The sequence below is a fragment of the Streptomyces sp. NPDC031479 genome, from assembly GCF_055581065.1.
In genome coordinates, this window is record NZ_JBVIKC010000031.1 from 63,745 (window position 1) to 80,668 (window position 16,924).

Here is a 16,924-nt window from a genome sequence, read left to right on the forward strand (position 1 = left end):
GGGGCCGAACAGGCCCCCGGGACGGCAGTAGTACGTACGACGAAGGGCGGCCACCCCACGGGGGTGGCCGCCCTTCGGTCGTGCCCGGCCCGTGCGCGGCCCCCAGGAGGGCCTCACGGGCCCTTCCAGGGCCTCGTGGGGCCCTGGAAGGGATCGGTCCGGACCTGGACCGCCATCGGGTCTCAGGGTCCGGACCGGGAGCCGGTCTCAGACGAGGTCGCCGTTCGGCAGCTCGACCTTGGCGCCGAGCTCGACGAGCTTCTCCATGAAGTTCTCGTAGCCGCGGTTGATCAGGTCGATGCCGTGCACGCGCGAGGTGCCCTCGGCCGCCAGCGCCGCGATCAGGTACGAGAACCCGCCGCGCAGGTCGGGGATGACCAGGTCTGCGCCCTGGAGCTTGGTCGGGCCGGAGACGACGGCCGAGTGCAGGAAGTTGCGCTGGCCGAACCGGCACGCGCTGCCGCCCAGGCACTCGCGGTACAGCTGGATGTGAGCACCCATCTGGTTGAGCGCCGAGGTGAAGCCGAGCCGGGACTCGTAGACCGTCTCGTGGACGATCGACAGGCCCGACGCCTGCGTCAGGGCGACGACCAGCGGCTGCTGCCAGTCGGTCTGGAAGCCGGGGTGCACGTCCGTCTCCAGCGCGATGGCCTTCAGCGGGCCGCCCGGGTGCCAGAAGCGGATGCCCTCGTCGTCGATCTCGAACGCGCCGCCGACCCGGCGGAACGTGTTCAGGAAGGTCATCATCGAGCGCTGCTGCGCCCCGCGGACGTAGATGTTGCCGCCGGTCGCCAGGGCCGCGGACGCCCAGGAGGCGGCCTCCAGGCGGTCCGGGAGCGCCTTGTGGTTGTAGCCGCTCAGGCGGTCCACGCCGGTGATGCGGATGGTGCGGTCGGTGTCGACGGAGATGATCGCGCCCATCTTCTGCAGGACGCAGATGAGGTCTTCGATCTCCGGCTCGACGGCGGCGTTGCTGAGCTCGGTCACGCCCTCGGCCAGGACGGCCGTCAGCAGGACCTGCTCGGTCGAGCCGACCGACGGGTAGGGGAGGCGGATCTTGCAGCCGCGCAGGCGCTGCGGGGCCTCCAGGTACTGGCCGCCCTCGCGCTTCTCGATGGTCGCGCCGAACTGGCGGAGCACGTCGAAGTGGAAGTCGATCGGCCGGCCGCCGATGTCGCAGCCGCCGAGGCCCGGGATGAAGGCGTGGCCGAGGCGGTGCAGCAGCGGGCCGCAGAAGAGGATCGGGATTCGGGAGGATCCCGCGTGCGCGTCGATGTCGGCGACGTTGGCGCTCTCGACGTGGGTCGGGTCGAGGATCAGCTCGCCCGGCTCCTCGCCGGGCCGCACGGTCACGCCGTGCAGCTGGAGCAGCCCGCGCACGACCCGCACGTCACGGATGTCGGGAACATTGCGCAGCCGGCTCGGCTCGCTGCCGAGCAGGGCGGCGACCATGGCCTTCGGCACGAGGTTCTTCGCGCCGCGGACACGGATCTCGCCCTCGAGCGGGGTTCCGCCGTGGACAAGCAGGACATCGTTGCCGGTCATGGATCTCGCGTTCCGGAGAGGATGGGCAGGGGATCAGTGAAAAGGGTAAGGGTCGCCACCCCCTTGTTTGTATGGCCGACGTGGCCGTAGGACTGTCATGAATTCGGTACAGCACCCTGTGTGTGCGACAGGTGGCGGAGTGTCGCGTTCCGGGGCTTGGGAAGGCGCGCGCTCCTCTCTGCCGCCGTGCGCCCTGAGCTGCGCGTGATCCATTGCCGCCGTCCGCTCCCCCCGGAGGGCGATTGTGCGAGATCATGTCCGCATGACCGAGGTGTCCTCCCTCACAGGGCGGCTGCTCGTGGCCACCCCCGCCCTCGCGGACCCGAATTTCGACCGCGCGGTCGTGCTGCTGCTCGACCACGACGAGCAGGGCTCCCTCGGCGTGGTCCTCAACCGGCCGACCCCGGTGGACGTCCGCGACATCCTGCTGCCGTGGGCGCCGCTGGCCGGCGACCCGGGCGTGGTCTTCCAGGGCGGCCCCGTCGCGCTGGACTCCGCGTTGGGGGTCGCCGTGATCCCGGGCGAGGAAGGGCCGCTGGGCTGGCGCCGCGTGCACGGCGCGATCGGCCTCGTGGACCTGGAGGCCCCGCCCGAGCTCCTCGCCGCCGCCCTCGGCGGCCTGCGCATCTTCGCCGGCTACTCCGGATGGGGCCCCGGCCAGCTGGAGGCCGAGCTGGGCGACGGCGCCTGGTACGTGGTCGATTCCGAGCCCGGGGACGTCTCCTTCCCCGACCCCGAACGGCTGTGGCGGGCGGTGCTGCGCCGCCAGCGCAGCGAGCTCGCGATGGTCGCCACCTATCTGGACGACCCGTCGCTGAACTGACCCCGGCGGGGTTCAGTACCCTGGATTTCATGAGCACTCTTGAGCCCGAGCGCGGGACTGGTACGGGGACCCTCGTAGAGCCGACGCCGCAGGTGTCCCACGGCGACGGCGACCACGAGCGCTTCGCCCACTACGTCCAGAAGGACAAGATCATGGCGAGCGCGCTCGACGGCACCCCCGTCGTCGCGCTCTGCGGCAAGGTCTGGGTGCCGGGCCGCGACCCGAAGAAGTACCCGGTGTGCCCCATGTGCAAGGAGATCTACGAATCCATGGGCTCCGGCGGCGACAAGGACAAGGGCGGCAAGGACAAGTAACCGGGTCCGGTGGTCCGGATCCGGGGTCCGGTGGTCCCGGGTCCGGTGGTCCGGTGGTCCCGGGGGCGAAAGTCCCGACCGTCGAGGCGAAGGCCCTCGGTGCGCGCGATCGCGCCCGGGGGCCTTTTGCGTGCCCCGGGGCCGGGCTAGGGTCGGCCCGACGAGCACGCTGCGAAACGAGCGTTGCGCAGGGTGCAACAGGCTCGCTGCCGCGAAGGGCTGACGCATGGACCTGATCCCCGCACCGCAGGACGCCACCGTGGACGAGGAGGGCCGGCGCTACGCGTTCGGCCCGCAGCCGGTGCTCGCCGCAGGACCCGGCGGCGAGGGGGTCGCGCGCTGGCTGCGCCGCGAGCTCGGGGCCGCCACCGGGTGGGAGCTGCCGGCCGCGGGGCCCGGCGCGCGGGGCGACGTACGCCTGGCCGTCGACCCCGGGCGCGCGCAGGCCGACGGGCCCGAGTCCTACCGGCTGACCGTGGCCGCGGACGGGGTGGAGCTGACGGGCGCCTCCGCCGCCGGGCTGTTCTGGGGGGCGCAGACGCTGCGTCAGCTGCTCGGGCCCGCCGCGTACCGCAGGGCGCCGCTGGCCGGGCCCTCCGGGCGGCCCGGCTGGAGCCTGCCGTACGTCACCGTCGCCGACGCCCCCCGCTTCGGCTGGCGCGGGATGCTGCTGGACGTCGCCCGGCACTTCACGCCCAAGGACGGGGTGCTGCGGTACATCGACCTCCTCGTCGCCCACAAGCTGAACGTGCTCCACCTGCACCTGACGGACGACCAGGGCTGGCGGATCGAGATCGCGCGGTACCCGAGGCTCACGGAGGTGGGGGCCTGGCGCGCGCGCAGCCGCTGGGGGCACCGGGCCTCGCCGCTGTGGAACGAGACCCCGCACGGCGGTTTCTACACCCGGGACGACATCCGCGAGATCGTCGCGTACGCGGCCGAACGGCACGTGCGGGTGGTCCCCGAGATCGACGTCCCGGGGCATTCCCAGGCCGCGATCGCCGCCTACCCCGAGCTGGGCAACCGCGACGTCGTGGACACCGCCGCGCTCGGCGTGTGGGACGACTGGGGCGTCAACGAGAACGTGCTCGCCCCCACCGAGGACGTACTGCGCTTCTACGAGGGAGTGTTCGAGGAGGTCCTGGAGCTGTTCCCGGCGGAGGTCTCGCCCTTCGTGCACGTGGGCGGCGACGAGTGCCCCAGGACGCAGTGGCGCGCCTCCCCGGCGGCACAGGCGCGGATCGGGGAACTGGGGGTGGACGGCGAGGACGGGCTCCAGGCCTGGTTCATCCGGCACTTCGACGGCTGGCTCGCCGCGCGCGGGCGCCGGCTCGTCGGCTGGGACGAGATCCTGGAGGGCGGGCTGGCGGACGGCGCCGTCGTCTCCTCCTGGCGCGGCTACGGGGGCGGCATCGCCGCGGCCGAGGCCGGACATGACGTGGTGATGTGCCCCGAGCAGCGGGTGTACCTGGACCACCGTCAGGCGGACGGCCCGGACGAGCCGATGCCCATCGGGTACGTGCGCTCGCTGGAGGACGTCTACCGCTTCGAGCCGGTGCCGCCGAAGCTCTCCGCGGAGGCCGCCGCCCACGTGCTGGGAGCGCAGGCCAACGTGTGGACCGAGGTGATGGAGAACCAGGCGCGGGTCGACTACCAGGTGTTCCCGCGGCTGGCCGCCTTCGCGGAGACGGTGTGGTCCCGGCTGCCGGAACCGGAATCCAGGGACTACGAGGGCTTCGAGGCCCGGATGGCGGCGCACTACGCACGGCTCGACGCCCTCGGAGTCGACTACCGGCCACCGGCGGGACCGTTGCCGTGGCAGCGTCGGCCGGGGGTGCCGGGGCGTCCGCTGGAGGGCACGCCCCCGATCGTGTGACCCGGGGGACGTGCCGCCCGCCCGGCCGTCGTCGACCGGAAGCGGAACTCTTCGGAAACCTTTGGAACTCTGCCTCGAATCAGAGCGATACGGGGGAAAACGGGCGTTCGGGAGGTAGGGGAAACAGGTGGTGCGAGGCGGTGCCGACGGCGTCCGGGCAGGGTGCGGGTGGGGTGCGCGGCCGGGCCGCGGGCGGCACCCCGCCGCCCCTCCCGGCCGCCGTACGGGCCGCGCCGGGGGGTTCGGCCCGGCGGAGGCGGCGGGGAGACCCTCGCGCGGGGTGGTCCCGAAGATGTGCCAGAGTTGCCACGTCCCGGCGGTGAGCACGTACCGTACGGCGGACAGGCGTGAGCGCCGGGACCGGGACATCGGGAAGGGGCAGCTGGGTTGACCACGCACGCACCGCACGCATCGCATTCGACTCAGGGGCCGCAACCACCGCAAGCGGCCCAAACGGCGCAGTCCGTGACGCTGCCGACCTCGCTCGACGAGGCCGTGGCGGCGCTCACCGCCATGCCCGCGGCCGTGCCCGTGGCGGGCGGCACCGACCTCATGGCCGCCGTCAACGCCGGGCTGCTGCGCCCCGCCGCGCTGGTCGGCCTGGGGCGCATCAACGAGATCCGCGGCTGGCAGTACCAGGACGGGCACGCGCTGCTCGGCGCCGGACTGACGCACGCCCGGATGGGACGGCCGGATTTCGCCGCTCTGATCCCCGCGCTCGCCGCCGCCGCCAGGGCCGCCGGACCGCCGCAGATCCGCAACGCCGGCACCCTCGGCGGGAACATCGCGACGGCCGCGCCGACCGGTGACGCCCTGCCCGTGCTGGCGGCGCTGGAGGCGGTCCTGGTCATCGTCGGCCCCGACGGCTCGCGCGAGATCCCGGTCTCCCACCTGCTCGCCGGGCGCGAGATGCTGCGGCCGGGCGAGCTGATCGGCTTCGTGCGCGTCCCGCTGCTGCACGCGCCGCAGGTCTTCCTGAAGGCCACCGGACGTACGGGGCCCGGCCGCGCGGTGGCGTCCGTGGGGCTGGTGCTGGATCCCGCGCGCCGGGGCGTGCGGTGCGCCATCGGCGCGGTGGCCCCGATGCCGCTGCGGCCGCTGGAGGCCGAGCAGTGGGTGGCCTCGCTGATCGACTGGGACGGGGACCGCAGCCTGGCCCCCGAGGCACTGGAGGCCTTCGGCGAGTACGTCGCGGCCGCCTGCGTGCCCGACCAGGGGGAACCGGTGTCCTCCGGAGTACTGCATCTGCGGCGGACGGTGGCCGTGCTGGCGCGCAGGGCCCTGGGGAGGGCGCTGACCTCATGAGTGAGAACGAGAACGTGAGCGGAACGACGGGGAACGCGGGCGGCGCGGGCAACGGCTGGGGCTGGGAGCCGGTGCCGCAGGGCGGCGAGTACGACTCGGAGGCCACGGCCTTCGTGAAGCTGCCGCAGGACATGCTGGACGCCCTCGACAACGGGGAACCCCTCGCCGCGCCCGGCCACGGGTACGTGCCGCCCCCGATGATCGTGCCGCTGGGCTCGGCCAGTGCGGACCCCAGCGCCACGGGCACCTGGACGATGCCGGTGCAGTGGCCCGAGGCGGGCACGGACCGGGCTCCGGCCGAACCCGCGCCCGCGCGGGGGCCGATCCCGGCTTCCATCCCGCTGCCGCCGTCGGTGGCGGCGGCCTTCCCGGAGCCCGCGGGTGGCGGCGCCGGAGCCGTGAGCGGCGCGGCCGGGGAGCACGACCAGGGGGCGACGGCCGAGTGGCAGTTCCCCGACGCGGTGCACCAGCCCGACGAGCCGGCGGCCACCGGGCAGTGGACCCTGCCGACGGTCGGTGAACCGCTGCCGGGTACGGGTGAGTTCCCGGCCGGCGGGTACGCGGGCGACGGGTACGCGGCCGACGGGTACGGGGGCGACGGGTACGGGGCCGACGGGTACGGGGCCGACGGGGGTGCGGGGGCGGCCGGCTGGAGCCAGGCTCCGGCGACCCTGCCCGGCGGTGCGGCGGCCCCGTGGGCGCAGCCCGGGGCGCAGGCCGCCGGCGCCGGTGCGGCGGGCGGCGCCTTCGGGGCCGAGACGCTGATGAGCTCCGGCGTGCTGCCGGGCGAAGGGCCCGGAGCCGACGCGCCGGGACGCGGCCCGAGGGTGCTGGGCGGGCCCGGGGTCGGGACCCCGCTGCCGGACGGCTACGCGCAGCCCGGCCCGGAGCCGGAGGGCGTGCTGCACGCCGCCCCGGACATCGACGCCGCCCACGGCCCGGCGCAGCCGCCGGTCGAGGAGCAGCGGCCGCGCCCGGTGGAGGCCGAGGCGGAGACCGGGCCCGCGGGGCGGCAGGACGAGGGGCTCGGGCAGGAACACGGGTACGAGCACGAGCACGGGCACGGGCACGGGCAGGAGCGCGGGCAGGAGCGGGGCTTCGCGGAGGCGGCACCGGCCGCCGCTCCCGAACAGGCCGATCCCGATTTCGCTGCCGCTGCCGCTGCCGCTGCCGCTGCCGCTGCCGCTGCCGCTGTCGATCCCGATCCCGCTCCCGATGAGGTTCCCGTCGCCGAAGCGGGGGCCGCGGGCGTGCCGGGTGAGGACACCGCCGACAGCGCTGTCACGCCCCCGGGCGAGGGCGGTGCCGAAGGGGCGCCGGTGCAGGAGGAGACGTACGAGGAAGAGGGACTTCCCGCCGTCGCCCATCACGAGCACCCGGCGGCTTCCTACGTCCTGCGCGTCAACGGCGCCGACCGGCCCGTCACCGGCGCCTGGATCGGCGAGTCGCTCCTGTACGTGCTGCGCGAGCGCCTCGGCCTGGCCGGCGCCAAGGACGGCTGCTCGCAGGGCGAGTGCGGAGCCTGCGCGGTGCAGGTCGACGGACGGCTCGTGGCCTCCTGCCTCGTCCCCGCGGCGACGGCGGCGGGCAGCGAGGTCCGCACCGTGGAGGGTCTCGCGACCGGCGGGCAACTGTCGGACGTGCAAGAGGCGTTGTGCAGGTCGGGCGGGGTGCAGTGCGGCTTCTGCGTACCGGGCATGGCCATGACCATCCACGACCTGCTGGAGGGCAACCACGCCCCCAGCGACCTGGAGACCCGGCAGGCGCTGTGCGGCAACCTCTGCCGCTGCTCCGGCTACAAGGGCGTCGTCGAGGCGGTCCGCGAGGTCGTCGCGGAGCGCGAGGCGACGGCGGCCGAGGCCGCGGCGGCGACCGCCGCCGGGGAACCCACCACGGCCGAACCGCGCATCCCGCACCAGGCACCGCCCGGCGAGGGCGGCGTCCACGGCGGCCACGGCGGCCCCGGAGCGTACGGAGCCCACGGCGGTCACGACACGCTGGGCGGGGGCGAGGCCCTTCCCGGCGTCCACGACTCCCTGGGCAGCGGTCAGGTCCTGCACGGCGGTCACGACACCATGGGCGGCGGCCAGGTCTTCCCCGGCGTCCACGACACCTACGGCGCCGGCCAGGGCATCCCCGGCCTCCACGACCCCCAGCACGGCGGCCACGACCCCCACCACGGCGGGCAGCACGTCCAGGGCGGCCACGACACCTACGGCGGCGGCCAGGGCATCCACGGCATCCAGGGCGGCCACGACACCCTCGGCGGCCAGGGCATCCACGGGATCCACCACAACGGAGGCACGGCGTGAGCGGGCAGGACGCGGCCACGGCGACGACCGCCGTCACCACGGTCGGTGCCACGGCGGAAGGGGAGCCGACGTCGCCGCGCGTGCGCGGAATCGGCGCTTCCGTCCCCTCGGCGGACGTCCGTGCCAAGACCGAGGGCACTTTCCCGTACGCCGCGGACCTGTGGGCCGAGGGCCTGCTGTGGGCGGCCGTGCTGCGGTCCCCGCACGCCCACGCCCGCATCCTGTCCATCGACACCTCGGCCGCGGCCGAGATGCCCGGCGTCCGCGCCGTGATCACCCACGCCGACGTTCCCGGCGCGACCACGCACGGCCGCCGGATCGCCGACCGGCCGGTGTTCGCCCACGACGTGGTCCGCCACCACGGCGAGGCCATCGCCGCCGTCGCCGCCGACCACCCCGACACGGCACGTCTCGCGGCCGCCGCCATCACGGTCGAGTACGAGCTGCTGGACGCCGTCACGGACCCCGAGCAGTCCTTCGGCGCCGCCCCGCTGCACCCGGACGGCAACCTGATCCGGCACATCCCGCTGCGCTACGGCGACCCCGAGGCGACGGGGGAGGTCGTGGTCGAGGGCCTCTACCGGATCGGCCGCCAGGACCCCGCCCCCATCGGAGCCGAGGCCGGCCTCGCGGTGCCCCGCCCCGACGGCGGGGTGGAGATCTACACCGCCTCCACCGACCCGCACACCGACCGCGACCTCGCCGCCGCCTGCTTCGGGCTCGACCCGGACCGCGTCCGCGTCGTCGTCACCGGCGTGCCCGGCGCGACGGCCGACCGCGAGGACCCCGCGTTCCAGCTCCCGCTCGGGCTGCTCGCGCTGCGCACCGGCTGCCCGGTGAAGCTGGCCGCCACCCGCGAGGAGTCCTTCCTCGGCCACGCCCACCGCCACCCGACGCTGCTGCGCTACCGCCACCACGCGGACGCGGAGGGCCGGCTGGTCAAGGTCGAGGCCCAGATCCTGATGGACGCGGGCGCGTACGCCGACTCCTCCGCGGAATCCCTCGCGGCGGCGGTGGCGTTCGCGTGCGGCCCGTACATCGTCCCGCACGCCTTCGTGGAGGGCTGGGCGGTCCGCACCAACAACCCCCCGTCCGGTCATGTGCGCGGCGAAGGCGCCATGCAGGTCTGCGCGGCCTACGAGGGCCAGATGGACAAGCTCGCCGCCGCCCTCGGCATCGACGGCGCGGAAGTGCGGATGCGCAACGTCCTGTCGACGGGCGACCTCCTGCCCACCGGCCAGACGGTCACCTGCCCGGCCCCGGTCGCCGAACTCCTGCGGTCGGTCCGCGACTTCCCGCTCCCCTCCCTCCCGAAGGACGCCCCGGAGGAGGAGTGGCTGCTGCCCGGCGGCCCCGAGGGCGCGGGCGAACCCGGTGCTGTGCGGCGCGGGGTCGGCTACGGCGTGGGCATGGTCCACATGCTCGGCGCCGAGGGGGCGGACGAGGTCTCCACGGCCACCGTGAAGGTCGTCGGCGGCACGGCCACCGTCATCTGCGCGGCCGTCGACACCGGCCAGGGCTTCGCGACCCTCGCCCGTCAGATCGTCCAGGAGGTCCTCGGCGTGGACGAGGTGGCGATGGCCCCCGTCGACACCGACCAGCCGCCGGCGGGCCCGTCGGCGCACGGCCGCCACACCTGGGTCTCGGGCGGGGCCGTCGAGCGCGCGGCGAAGATGGTCCGTACGCAGCTCCTCCAGCCCATGGCGCACAAGCTGGGCATGTCCACCGAGCTCCTGCAGATCGCGGACGGCCGGATCACGTCGTACGACGGCGCCTTCTCGACGACGGTCGCGGAGGCGATCGAGGGCAAGGAGCTCTGGGCGACGGCCCAGTGCCGCCCCCACCCGACGGAGCCGCTGGGCGCGGACGGCCAGGGCGACGCGTTCGTCGGCCTCGCCTTCTGCGCGATCCGCGCGGTGGTGGACGTCGACATCGAGCTGGGGTCGGTACGCGTCGTGGAACTCGCGGTCGCCCAGGACGTGGGCCGGATCCTCAACCCCCGCCAGTTGGAGGCCCGTATCGAAGCGGGCGTCACCCAGGGCGTGGGCGCGGCGCTGACGGAGAACCTCCGCTCGGTCGCGGGCCTGGTCCGCCACCCCGACCTGACCGGCTACGCCCTCCCGACCTCGCTCGACGCCCCGGCGGTGCGCATCGTCCGGCTGGTGGAGGAGCGCGACGTGGTGGCCCCGTTCGGCGCGAAGGCGGCGAGCGCGGTACCGGTGGTGACCACCCCGGCGGCGATCGCGGCGGCGGTCCGCGCGGCGACGGGACGGCCCGTGAACAGGATCCCGATCCGGCCATCGGCGGCGGTGGCGGCGTCCAACTCGTAACCGTGTGACCCGCATTGCACGTGCAACCCGAGCTTGGGCCTGTCGGCGCCGATCGATAGAGTGATCGGCGGCACCCGGAACGTGCGGGTGCGAACGGGGACGGGGAGCGGCGCCGGAGACGTGCGCCGCGCCCGCGGGGAGACGGGGAAGCGGGGAGGCCGGCGTGGCAGAAGACAACGGGCCGATGCTGTTGGGGAGCAACGTCGGCGCGAGCGTGGCGGACGCCGTCATGAGCCAGGCGAAGGCCCTCCAGGTCGAGTACGAGTCGATGACCGGCTACAAGAAGCTGGTCGACGCCCTCCTGAAGAAGCTCGACGGCTCGGACGCGGACGACAAGAAGCTCGCCCACGGCACCCTGCCGACAGGCACCCTCGGCACGGGTTTCCCGGAGGCCGACTCCCTGTTCAAGGCGTACTCGACGGTCCACTCGGAGCTGCAGAAGCTCTCCCAGGGCCTGGCCGCCCAGATCGAGGCCCTCGGCATCGCGGTCCTGACGGCGGGCAAGGGCTACGCGGGGGTGGACGAGGACACGCAGGCGCGCATGCGGGCCATCATCGTGCAGTCGAAGCAGGACTACGTCCGGGACCGCGACCCGCTGGTCCGCGAGGAGAAGGAAGCCCAGCAAAAGGCCGCGGCCCAGCAGGGCACCCCGGCGCCGAACCCGAGCACGTCGAAGGGCTCTATCTGATGGCGACGGACTTCGAGGGTTACACGCACGAGCAGCTGCTCGCGATGATCGCCTCCCTCGACTCGGAGACGGTCGTCGCACGCGCCACCCAGCTGTCGGGTGCCGCGGTGGTGATCAAGGACATCGGGGAGAGCCTTCGGAAGCACCAGGTCAAGGGCTGGGAGGGCGAGGCGGCCGATGTGTTCCAGACGTGGGTGACCGGGGCGGGCAACGCGACGCTGCGGCTGGCGGATTACAGCGAAGAGGGCAGCAAGTGGATGACGCACGCGGCCCAGACGATGGTGGAGGTCAAGGCCAACACCCCGAAGTACGACACGTCGGCGGCGGCGAACCTGGCGTCGGCGCACGAGTTCCACAACGACCCGGACGCGCAGCAGATGGGCCGGACGGCACACGCGAAGCTGAGCGGTGACCGCCATGAGGCGATCCAGCAGCTGACGAAGCTGGCGCAGTCGTACGACACATCGGCGACCCAGATGAACAGGGCGGAGATCCCTACGTTTCCGCCTCCGCCGAAGAGGTTCGAGCCGACGGGCTACAACGACCTTGAACACGTGAGTCGTTCAGGGAGCGTCGACAGTGGGTCAGGAACAGGCGGCGGTTCCTACCTGCAGTCCTCCTCAAAGGGTGGTGGATCCGTGCACGGGACTGCTGGTGTGCTGGATCGGCCTTCCTTGGGTAGCACCTTGCAGCCGACGGCTGGGCCGATGCCGACCCCGGTGCTTCCGGACCGAGGTGCCGACGTAGGCCTCGATCACGTGGCGATTCTCCCGGACAAGACCCTGACACCCGTCACCGGCTTGCCCGGCGGGGGCGGACCCGCCCTTCCGGGGGGTGGGGGGCCCAGCTCCGTCCCGCCCATGCCGCCCCTGACGCTCCCCCCGACCCGGGGGGTGCCCGGCCCGGTGGGTGGCCCGCTGCCGAGCGTGAGGCCTCCGGGGGGCGGCGTCAGCAGCAGAGTCGGCCTGCCGCCTCGCGATACCGGGATTGTAGGCGGGAAGCCCATTGCCTCCGGCCCCTCCGCTGCCGGGATTCCCCGTGGCACCGTCATCGGTGGGGAAGGCGCACATCCCGGTGGACGGGGGATGGGCAGCCCGATGGGCGGTGGTGTCGGTGGAGGTCCGCCAAGTCCCCGCGGTGGCTTCCCGGTCGGTCGCCGGCTGGCGATGGAGCCGGGTGGCGTTGTCGGTGGTCGCCAGGCGGTTGGAGGCGGCCAGTCGTTCACCCAGGGTGGCTCCGGCCTCGTGCGCAACGGATCAGGACCCGGCGTGGCAGGCAGCGGGATGGGCCACGGTGGTGCCGGCGCGTCTACTCCGGGCGGACGGCGTAGGGGCCAGGGGAGCGGACGTCCCGGCTACCTGGCCGAGGACGAAGAGACCTGGCAGGGTGACCGTCGTGTCGTTCCGCCGGTGATCGACTGAGCGGAACGGATGTTGCACGGGATGCGTATGCGCAAGGCGACCTCGGCCGTGGTGGGTCTGCTGCTGGCGGGGGTCGCCGCGACCCCTGCGCATGCGCAGACGATCCGTGAACGGCAGTGGCACCTCGATGCCATGAAGGCAGATGACATCTGGAAGATCACCACGGGCAAGGGAGTCACCATCGCTGTCGTCGACAGTGGTGTAGCGCGAGTTTCCGAACTTGAGGGGCAGGTTCTTCCGGGCAAGGATCTTGCGACATCGCAAGATGGAGATGAGCGCACCGACTACGACAACCACGGCACATCCATGGCCGCGATGATCGCTGGGACTGGAAGACACCCCAGTGGTGACGGAGCGATCGGACTGGCGCCAGGCGCGAAGATCCTCCCGATCCGCGTCCCGATTGAGAACGATGCGACCCACCCTGCCTGGACGCAAGCGATTCGTTACGCGGCAGATTCCGATGCCAAGATCATCAATATTTCCATGGGCACGGACAAGGATGACCCTGCGCGGCTCGACGCGGTGAAATACGCCCTCTCCAAAGGGAAATTGATCTTTGCCAGCGTTGGGAACGACGCAGAAACGCTCAACACCCTCAGATATCCTGCAGCGACTCCTGGGGTTGTGGGTGTCGGGGCGATCGGCCCTGATGGCGGCGCTACTCAGGAGTCGCAGCACGGACCGCAGGTGGACATGGCCGCCCCTGGCATCGATATCTACTCTGCCTGTGTCGGAAAGACGGAAGTATGTGCCAGCCACGGCACCAGCGACGCCTCCGCTCTCGCTTCCGCCTCCGCCGCCCTGCTCTGGTCAGTTCACCCCGACTGGACCAACAACCAGGTCCTCCGGGTCCTGCTGAACACGGCCGGCAAGCCCGCAGACGGTGCCGAGCGGAACGACTACGTCGGCTACGGCGTCGTCCGGCCGCGGATCGCGGTGCCCACTCCCGGCGATCCGGGGCCCCGGGACGTGTACCCGCTTCCCGACCTGGCGGCGGCGGATGCCGCGAAGAAGCCAGCGGCTCCGCCGGCCGGCTCGAAGCCCGCACCGCAGGCGAAGGCCGCCGAGCGCGAGGGCGACGGCAGCAGCCTGCCCTGGATCGCCCTGGGGCTGGGTGCCTGCGTCGTCATCGGCGGGGCTGTCACCGCCGTCGTCGTGCGACGCAACCGCCGCTGAGGGGCCTCCATGAGGCCGAGGCCTTGAACTCACTCCTGTTCCGAGCACGTCGAAGGGCTCTGTCTGATGGCGACGGACTTCGAGGGTTACACGCACGAGCAGCTGCTCGCGATGATCGCCTCCCTCGACTCGGAGACGGTCGTCGCACGCGCCACCCAGCTGTCGGGTGCCGCGGTGGTGATCAAGGACATCGGGGAGAGCCTTCGGAAGCACCAGGTCAAGGGCTGGGAGGGCGAGGCGGCCGATGTGTTCCAGGCGTGGGTGACCGGGGCGGGCAACGCGACGCTGCGGTTGGCGGATTACAGCGAAGAGGGCAGCAAGTGGATGACGCACGCGGCCCAGACGATGGTGGAGGTCAAGGCCAACACCCCGAAGTACGACACGTCGGCGGCGGCGAACCTGGCGTCGGCGCACGAGTTCCACAATGACCCGGACGCGCAGCAGATGGGCCAGACGGCACACGCGAAGCTGAGCGGTGACCGCCATGAGGCGATCCAGCAGCTGACGAAGCTGGCGCAGTCGTACGACACATCGGCGACCCAGATGAACACGGCGGAGGCCCCTACCTTCCCGCCACCGCCACCGGAGTTCGCCCCGGATGAACGAGATCGCAGTTCCGCCATCGCGCGTCCGAGCGGTGCGACGGGGCGCGAGTCCTACTCCGAAAGTTCGTCGTATACGCCATCGACGCCCAGCGCAGGGCAGGCCCCTGAGCCGGGTGTCGTGACTGGTGGCCTGCCGCAATGGGGCGGCGCCACACCTTCAGCGGCCGGGGGTATGCCCACACCTTCACCAGTCCCGCCGGATCGGGACGTGAGCGTGGGCCTCAACCAAGTCGCGACGCTGCCGGACAGGACCTTGCCTTCGGTACCGGCTGCGCCTGGTGTTGGGCCTGTCGGTCCGGGGAGTGGCAACACCAATCCCGTAGGCCTCGTTCCACCTCTGGTGTTCCCCCCGACGACAGGTCTGAAGGTGCCCGATGGTGGCCCCATGCCCAGCACTAGGCCTCCGAGCGCCATTGGCGGCAGCAAGGTCGTAGGGCCGCCCCCGCGGGACGCGGGCATCGTGGGTGGTCGGCCGATTTCTCCTGGCACGCCTGGAGCGGCCATCCCGCGAGGTACCGTCATCGGCGCGGAAGGCGCGCCCCCTGCCGGCCAAGGCATGCCTGGCTCGATGGGCGGTGGACTCGGTGGCCCGCACGGGCCGTCAGGTGGTTCGCCGGTCGGCCGTCGGTTGGCCATGGAGCCAGGCGGCATCATCGGAGGTCGACAACCCGCTGTGGGTGGTCGACCGGCCACGGACGGGCAGCCGTTCACTCAGGGCGGTTCCGGACTCGTCCGCAACCCTGGCGGGATGGGCCACGCCGGCGCAGGGATTCATAACCCGAGTAAGCGGCGTGGAGAGCAAGTGGGTGCACGCCCTGACTACCTGGCTGAGGACGAAGAGACCTGGCAGGGTGACCGGCGGGTCGTTCCGCCAGTGATCGACTGAATAGAAGGGATGTTGCACGGGATGCGTATGCGCAAGACGACCTCGACCCTGGTGGGTTTGGTGCTGGCTGGGGTCGCGGCGACCCCAGCTCATGCGCAGACGATCCGTGAGCAGCAGTGGCACCTCGATGCCATGAAGGCAGACGACATCTGGAAGACCAGTACGGGCAAGGGCATCACCGTCGCGGTCATCGACAGCGGGGTCGAGCGCATTCCCGAGCTCGATGGCCAAGTTCTCCCCGGCAAGGACTTTGCGGAGGGGTACAAAGGTGACGAACGCACGGGCTACAACACCCATGGCACTTCGATGGCGGCTTTGATCGCTGGCTCGGGTCGGCATCCCAGTGGCGACGGAGCGTTTGGGCTGGCACCAGGCGCGAAGATTCTCCCCATTCGAGTTCCGGATGAGATGAGTGCTTCGACTCCGTCTTGGGTTGACGCCATCAGGTATGCGGCGGAATCGGACGCAAAGGTCATTAATATTTCCCTTGGGGTTGAAGGCTCACCCAAGGATGACGAGGCGCGTGCTTCGGTCGTCAAATACGCACTATCCAAAGGGAAATTGATCTTCGCTGCTGTGGGTAACGATGGCGACACGACCAATAAGTTGGAGTATCCAGGTGCCACACCCGGAGTCGTAGGTGTGGGCGCTGTGGGCGCTGACGGTGGTGCGACGAAGGAGTCTCAGCACGGTCCGCAAGTCGACATGGCGGCCCCTGGCATCGGCATCATCACGGCCTGCGCGAGAGAGACAGGGCTCTGTACCAGCGAAGGCACCAGCGACGCCACCGCCCTAGCCTCTGCCTCCGCCGCCCTGCTCTGGTCGGCCCACCCCGACTGGACCAACAACCAGGTCCTCCGGGTCCTGCTGAACACCGCTGGCAAGCCCGCAGACGGTGCCGAGCGGAACGACTACGTCGGGTACGGCGTCGTCCGGCCGCGGATCGCGGTGCCCACGCCCGGGGACCCGGGGCCCGCAGACGTGTTTCCGCTGCCCGATCTGGCGGCGGCCGGCGCCGCTGGCGGGAAAACGGCTGAAACTGGCGCGTCCAAGCCCGTACCGTTGCCCGAGGCACGCGTTAAAAAGAGTGACGGCAGTAGCCTTCCGTGGATCGCCCTCGGGCTGGGTGCCTGCGTCGTCATCGGCGGGGCCGTTACCGCCGTCGCCGTACGTCGCAACCGCCGCTGAACCGAACAGACCGCACTGCCCCTGGAGGCCCGGATGTCGTTCGACGAGGAATGGGCCGCCGCGCGCACCACGGCAGCGGCCAACGTTTCCATGCGGCTCAACCAGGCCCCGGCCGTCGGCGGTCAGGACCTCGAACTCAACCAGGACCACATCGGCGCCGTCGGCACCGAGGCGCACACGCTGCACTCCCGCCTCCAGACCGACGGCAAGCACGCCGCCACCGCCACCGCCGAAGCGGCCGGCGCGCTCGGCAGGGAGGGCTTCGCGAGCGGGGCGGCCCTGACGAAGCTCAACTCCCGTTGGGAGAGCCAGGTGAAGACCCTCGTCGCCGCCTGCGCGCAGATCTCCAATGGGCTGAACTACTCCCTCTCCTCGCACAACAAGGAAGAGCAGCAGCTCTACGCCGAGTTCACGACCTCGAAGCTCGACGAATACCTCAAGTAGGCGGCGCC

Annotated in this window: 13 protein-coding genes; 12 read left to right on the plus strand and 1 reads right to left on the minus strand. The window is 72.1% G+C overall.

Annotated elements, in window-relative coordinates; all coding sequences use genetic code 11:
* Positions 1 to 207 precede the first annotated feature (207 nt).
* Complete coding sequence (gene murA / locus ACZ5D2_RS28270) at positions 208 to 1,545, minus strand: UDP-N-acetylglucosamine 1-carboxyvinyltransferase (protein WP_030239179.1); 1,338 nt, start codon at positions 1,543 to 1,545, stop codon at positions 208 to 210.
* 262 nt (positions 1,546 to 1,807) lie between these two features.
* Here murA and ACZ5D2_RS28275 point away from each other — a divergent pair, with 262 nt between their 5' ends.
* From ACZ5D2_RS28275 to ACZ5D2_RS28330, 12 genes are all read left to right on the plus strand, one after another.
* Complete coding sequence (locus ACZ5D2_RS28275; protein ID WP_042817019.1) at positions 1,808 to 2,368, plus strand: YqgE/AlgH family protein; 561 nt, start codon at positions 1,808 to 1,810, stop codon at positions 2,366 to 2,368.
* Between the two features lie 29 nt (positions 2,369 to 2,397).
* Positions 2,398 to 2,682, plus strand: a complete 285-nt coding sequence (locus ACZ5D2_RS28280; RefSeq protein WP_063760367.1) for a DUF3039 domain-containing protein — start codon at positions 2,398 to 2,400, stop codon at positions 2,680 to 2,682.
* 226 nt (positions 2,683 to 2,908) lie between these two features.
* A complete protein-coding gene (locus tag ACZ5D2_RS28285) occupies positions 2,909 to 4,558 on the plus strand; it encodes a beta-N-acetylhexosaminidase (protein WP_371678328.1) in 1,650 nt (549 codons plus the stop codon).
* 387 nt (positions 4,559 to 4,945) lie between these two features.
* A complete protein-coding gene (locus tag ACZ5D2_RS28290; protein ID WP_371678329.1) occupies positions 4,946 to 5,863 on the plus strand; it encodes an FAD binding domain-containing protein in 918 nt (305 codons plus the stop codon).
* Positions 5,860 to 8,175 carry a (2Fe-2S)-binding protein gene (locus ACZ5D2_RS28295; protein ID WP_468933104.1) on the plus strand — a complete coding sequence of 772 codons (2,316 nt, stop codon included), beginning with the start codon at positions 5,860 to 5,862 and terminating at the stop codon, positions 8,173 to 8,175. The genes ACZ5D2_RS28290 and ACZ5D2_RS28295 overlap by 4 nt, the downstream gene beginning before the upstream one ends.
* Entirely contained in the window at positions 8,172 to 10,505 is a 2,334-nt protein-coding gene (locus tag ACZ5D2_RS28300; protein ID WP_371678331.1) for a xanthine dehydrogenase family protein molybdopterin-binding subunit, read from the plus strand. The genes ACZ5D2_RS28295 and ACZ5D2_RS28300 overlap by 4 nt, the downstream gene beginning before the upstream one ends.
* Before the next feature lie 163 nt (positions 10,506 to 10,668).
* Complete coding sequence (locus ACZ5D2_RS28305; RefSeq protein ID WP_371678332.1) at positions 10,669 to 11,193, plus strand: DUF2563 family protein; 525 nt, start codon at positions 10,669 to 10,671, stop codon at positions 11,191 to 11,193.
* Positions 11,193 to 12,614, plus strand: coding sequence for a WXG100 family type VII secretion target (locus tag ACZ5D2_RS28310; RefSeq protein ID WP_468933109.1), 1,422 nt, complete (start codon positions 11,193 to 11,195; stop codon positions 12,612 to 12,614). The genes ACZ5D2_RS28305 and ACZ5D2_RS28310 overlap by 1 nt, the downstream gene beginning before the upstream one ends.
* Positions 12,615 to 12,635: 21 nt before the next feature.
* Positions 12,636 to 13,793, plus strand: a complete 1,158-nt coding sequence (mycP, locus tag ACZ5D2_RS28315) for a type VII secretion-associated serine protease mycosin (protein WP_468933112.1) — start codon at positions 12,636 to 12,638, stop codon at positions 13,791 to 13,793.
* A 66-nt stretch (positions 13,794 to 13,859) separates the two neighbouring features.
* Positions 13,860 to 15,284, plus strand: coding sequence for a WXG100 family type VII secretion target (locus tag ACZ5D2_RS28320; RefSeq protein WP_468933115.1), 1,425 nt, complete (start codon positions 13,860 to 13,862; stop codon positions 15,282 to 15,284).
* A 27-nt stretch (positions 15,285 to 15,311) separates the two neighbouring features.
* Entirely contained in the window at positions 15,312 to 16,472 is a 1,161-nt protein-coding gene (gene mycP, locus ACZ5D2_RS28325; protein WP_468933118.1) for a type VII secretion-associated serine protease mycosin, read from the plus strand.
* 33 nt (positions 16,473 to 16,505) lie between these two features.
* Positions 16,506 to 16,916, plus strand: a complete 411-nt coding sequence (locus ACZ5D2_RS28330) for a hypothetical protein (RefSeq protein WP_468933121.1) — start codon at positions 16,506 to 16,508, stop codon at positions 16,914 to 16,916.
* Positions 16,917 to 16,924 lie beyond the last annotated feature (8 nt).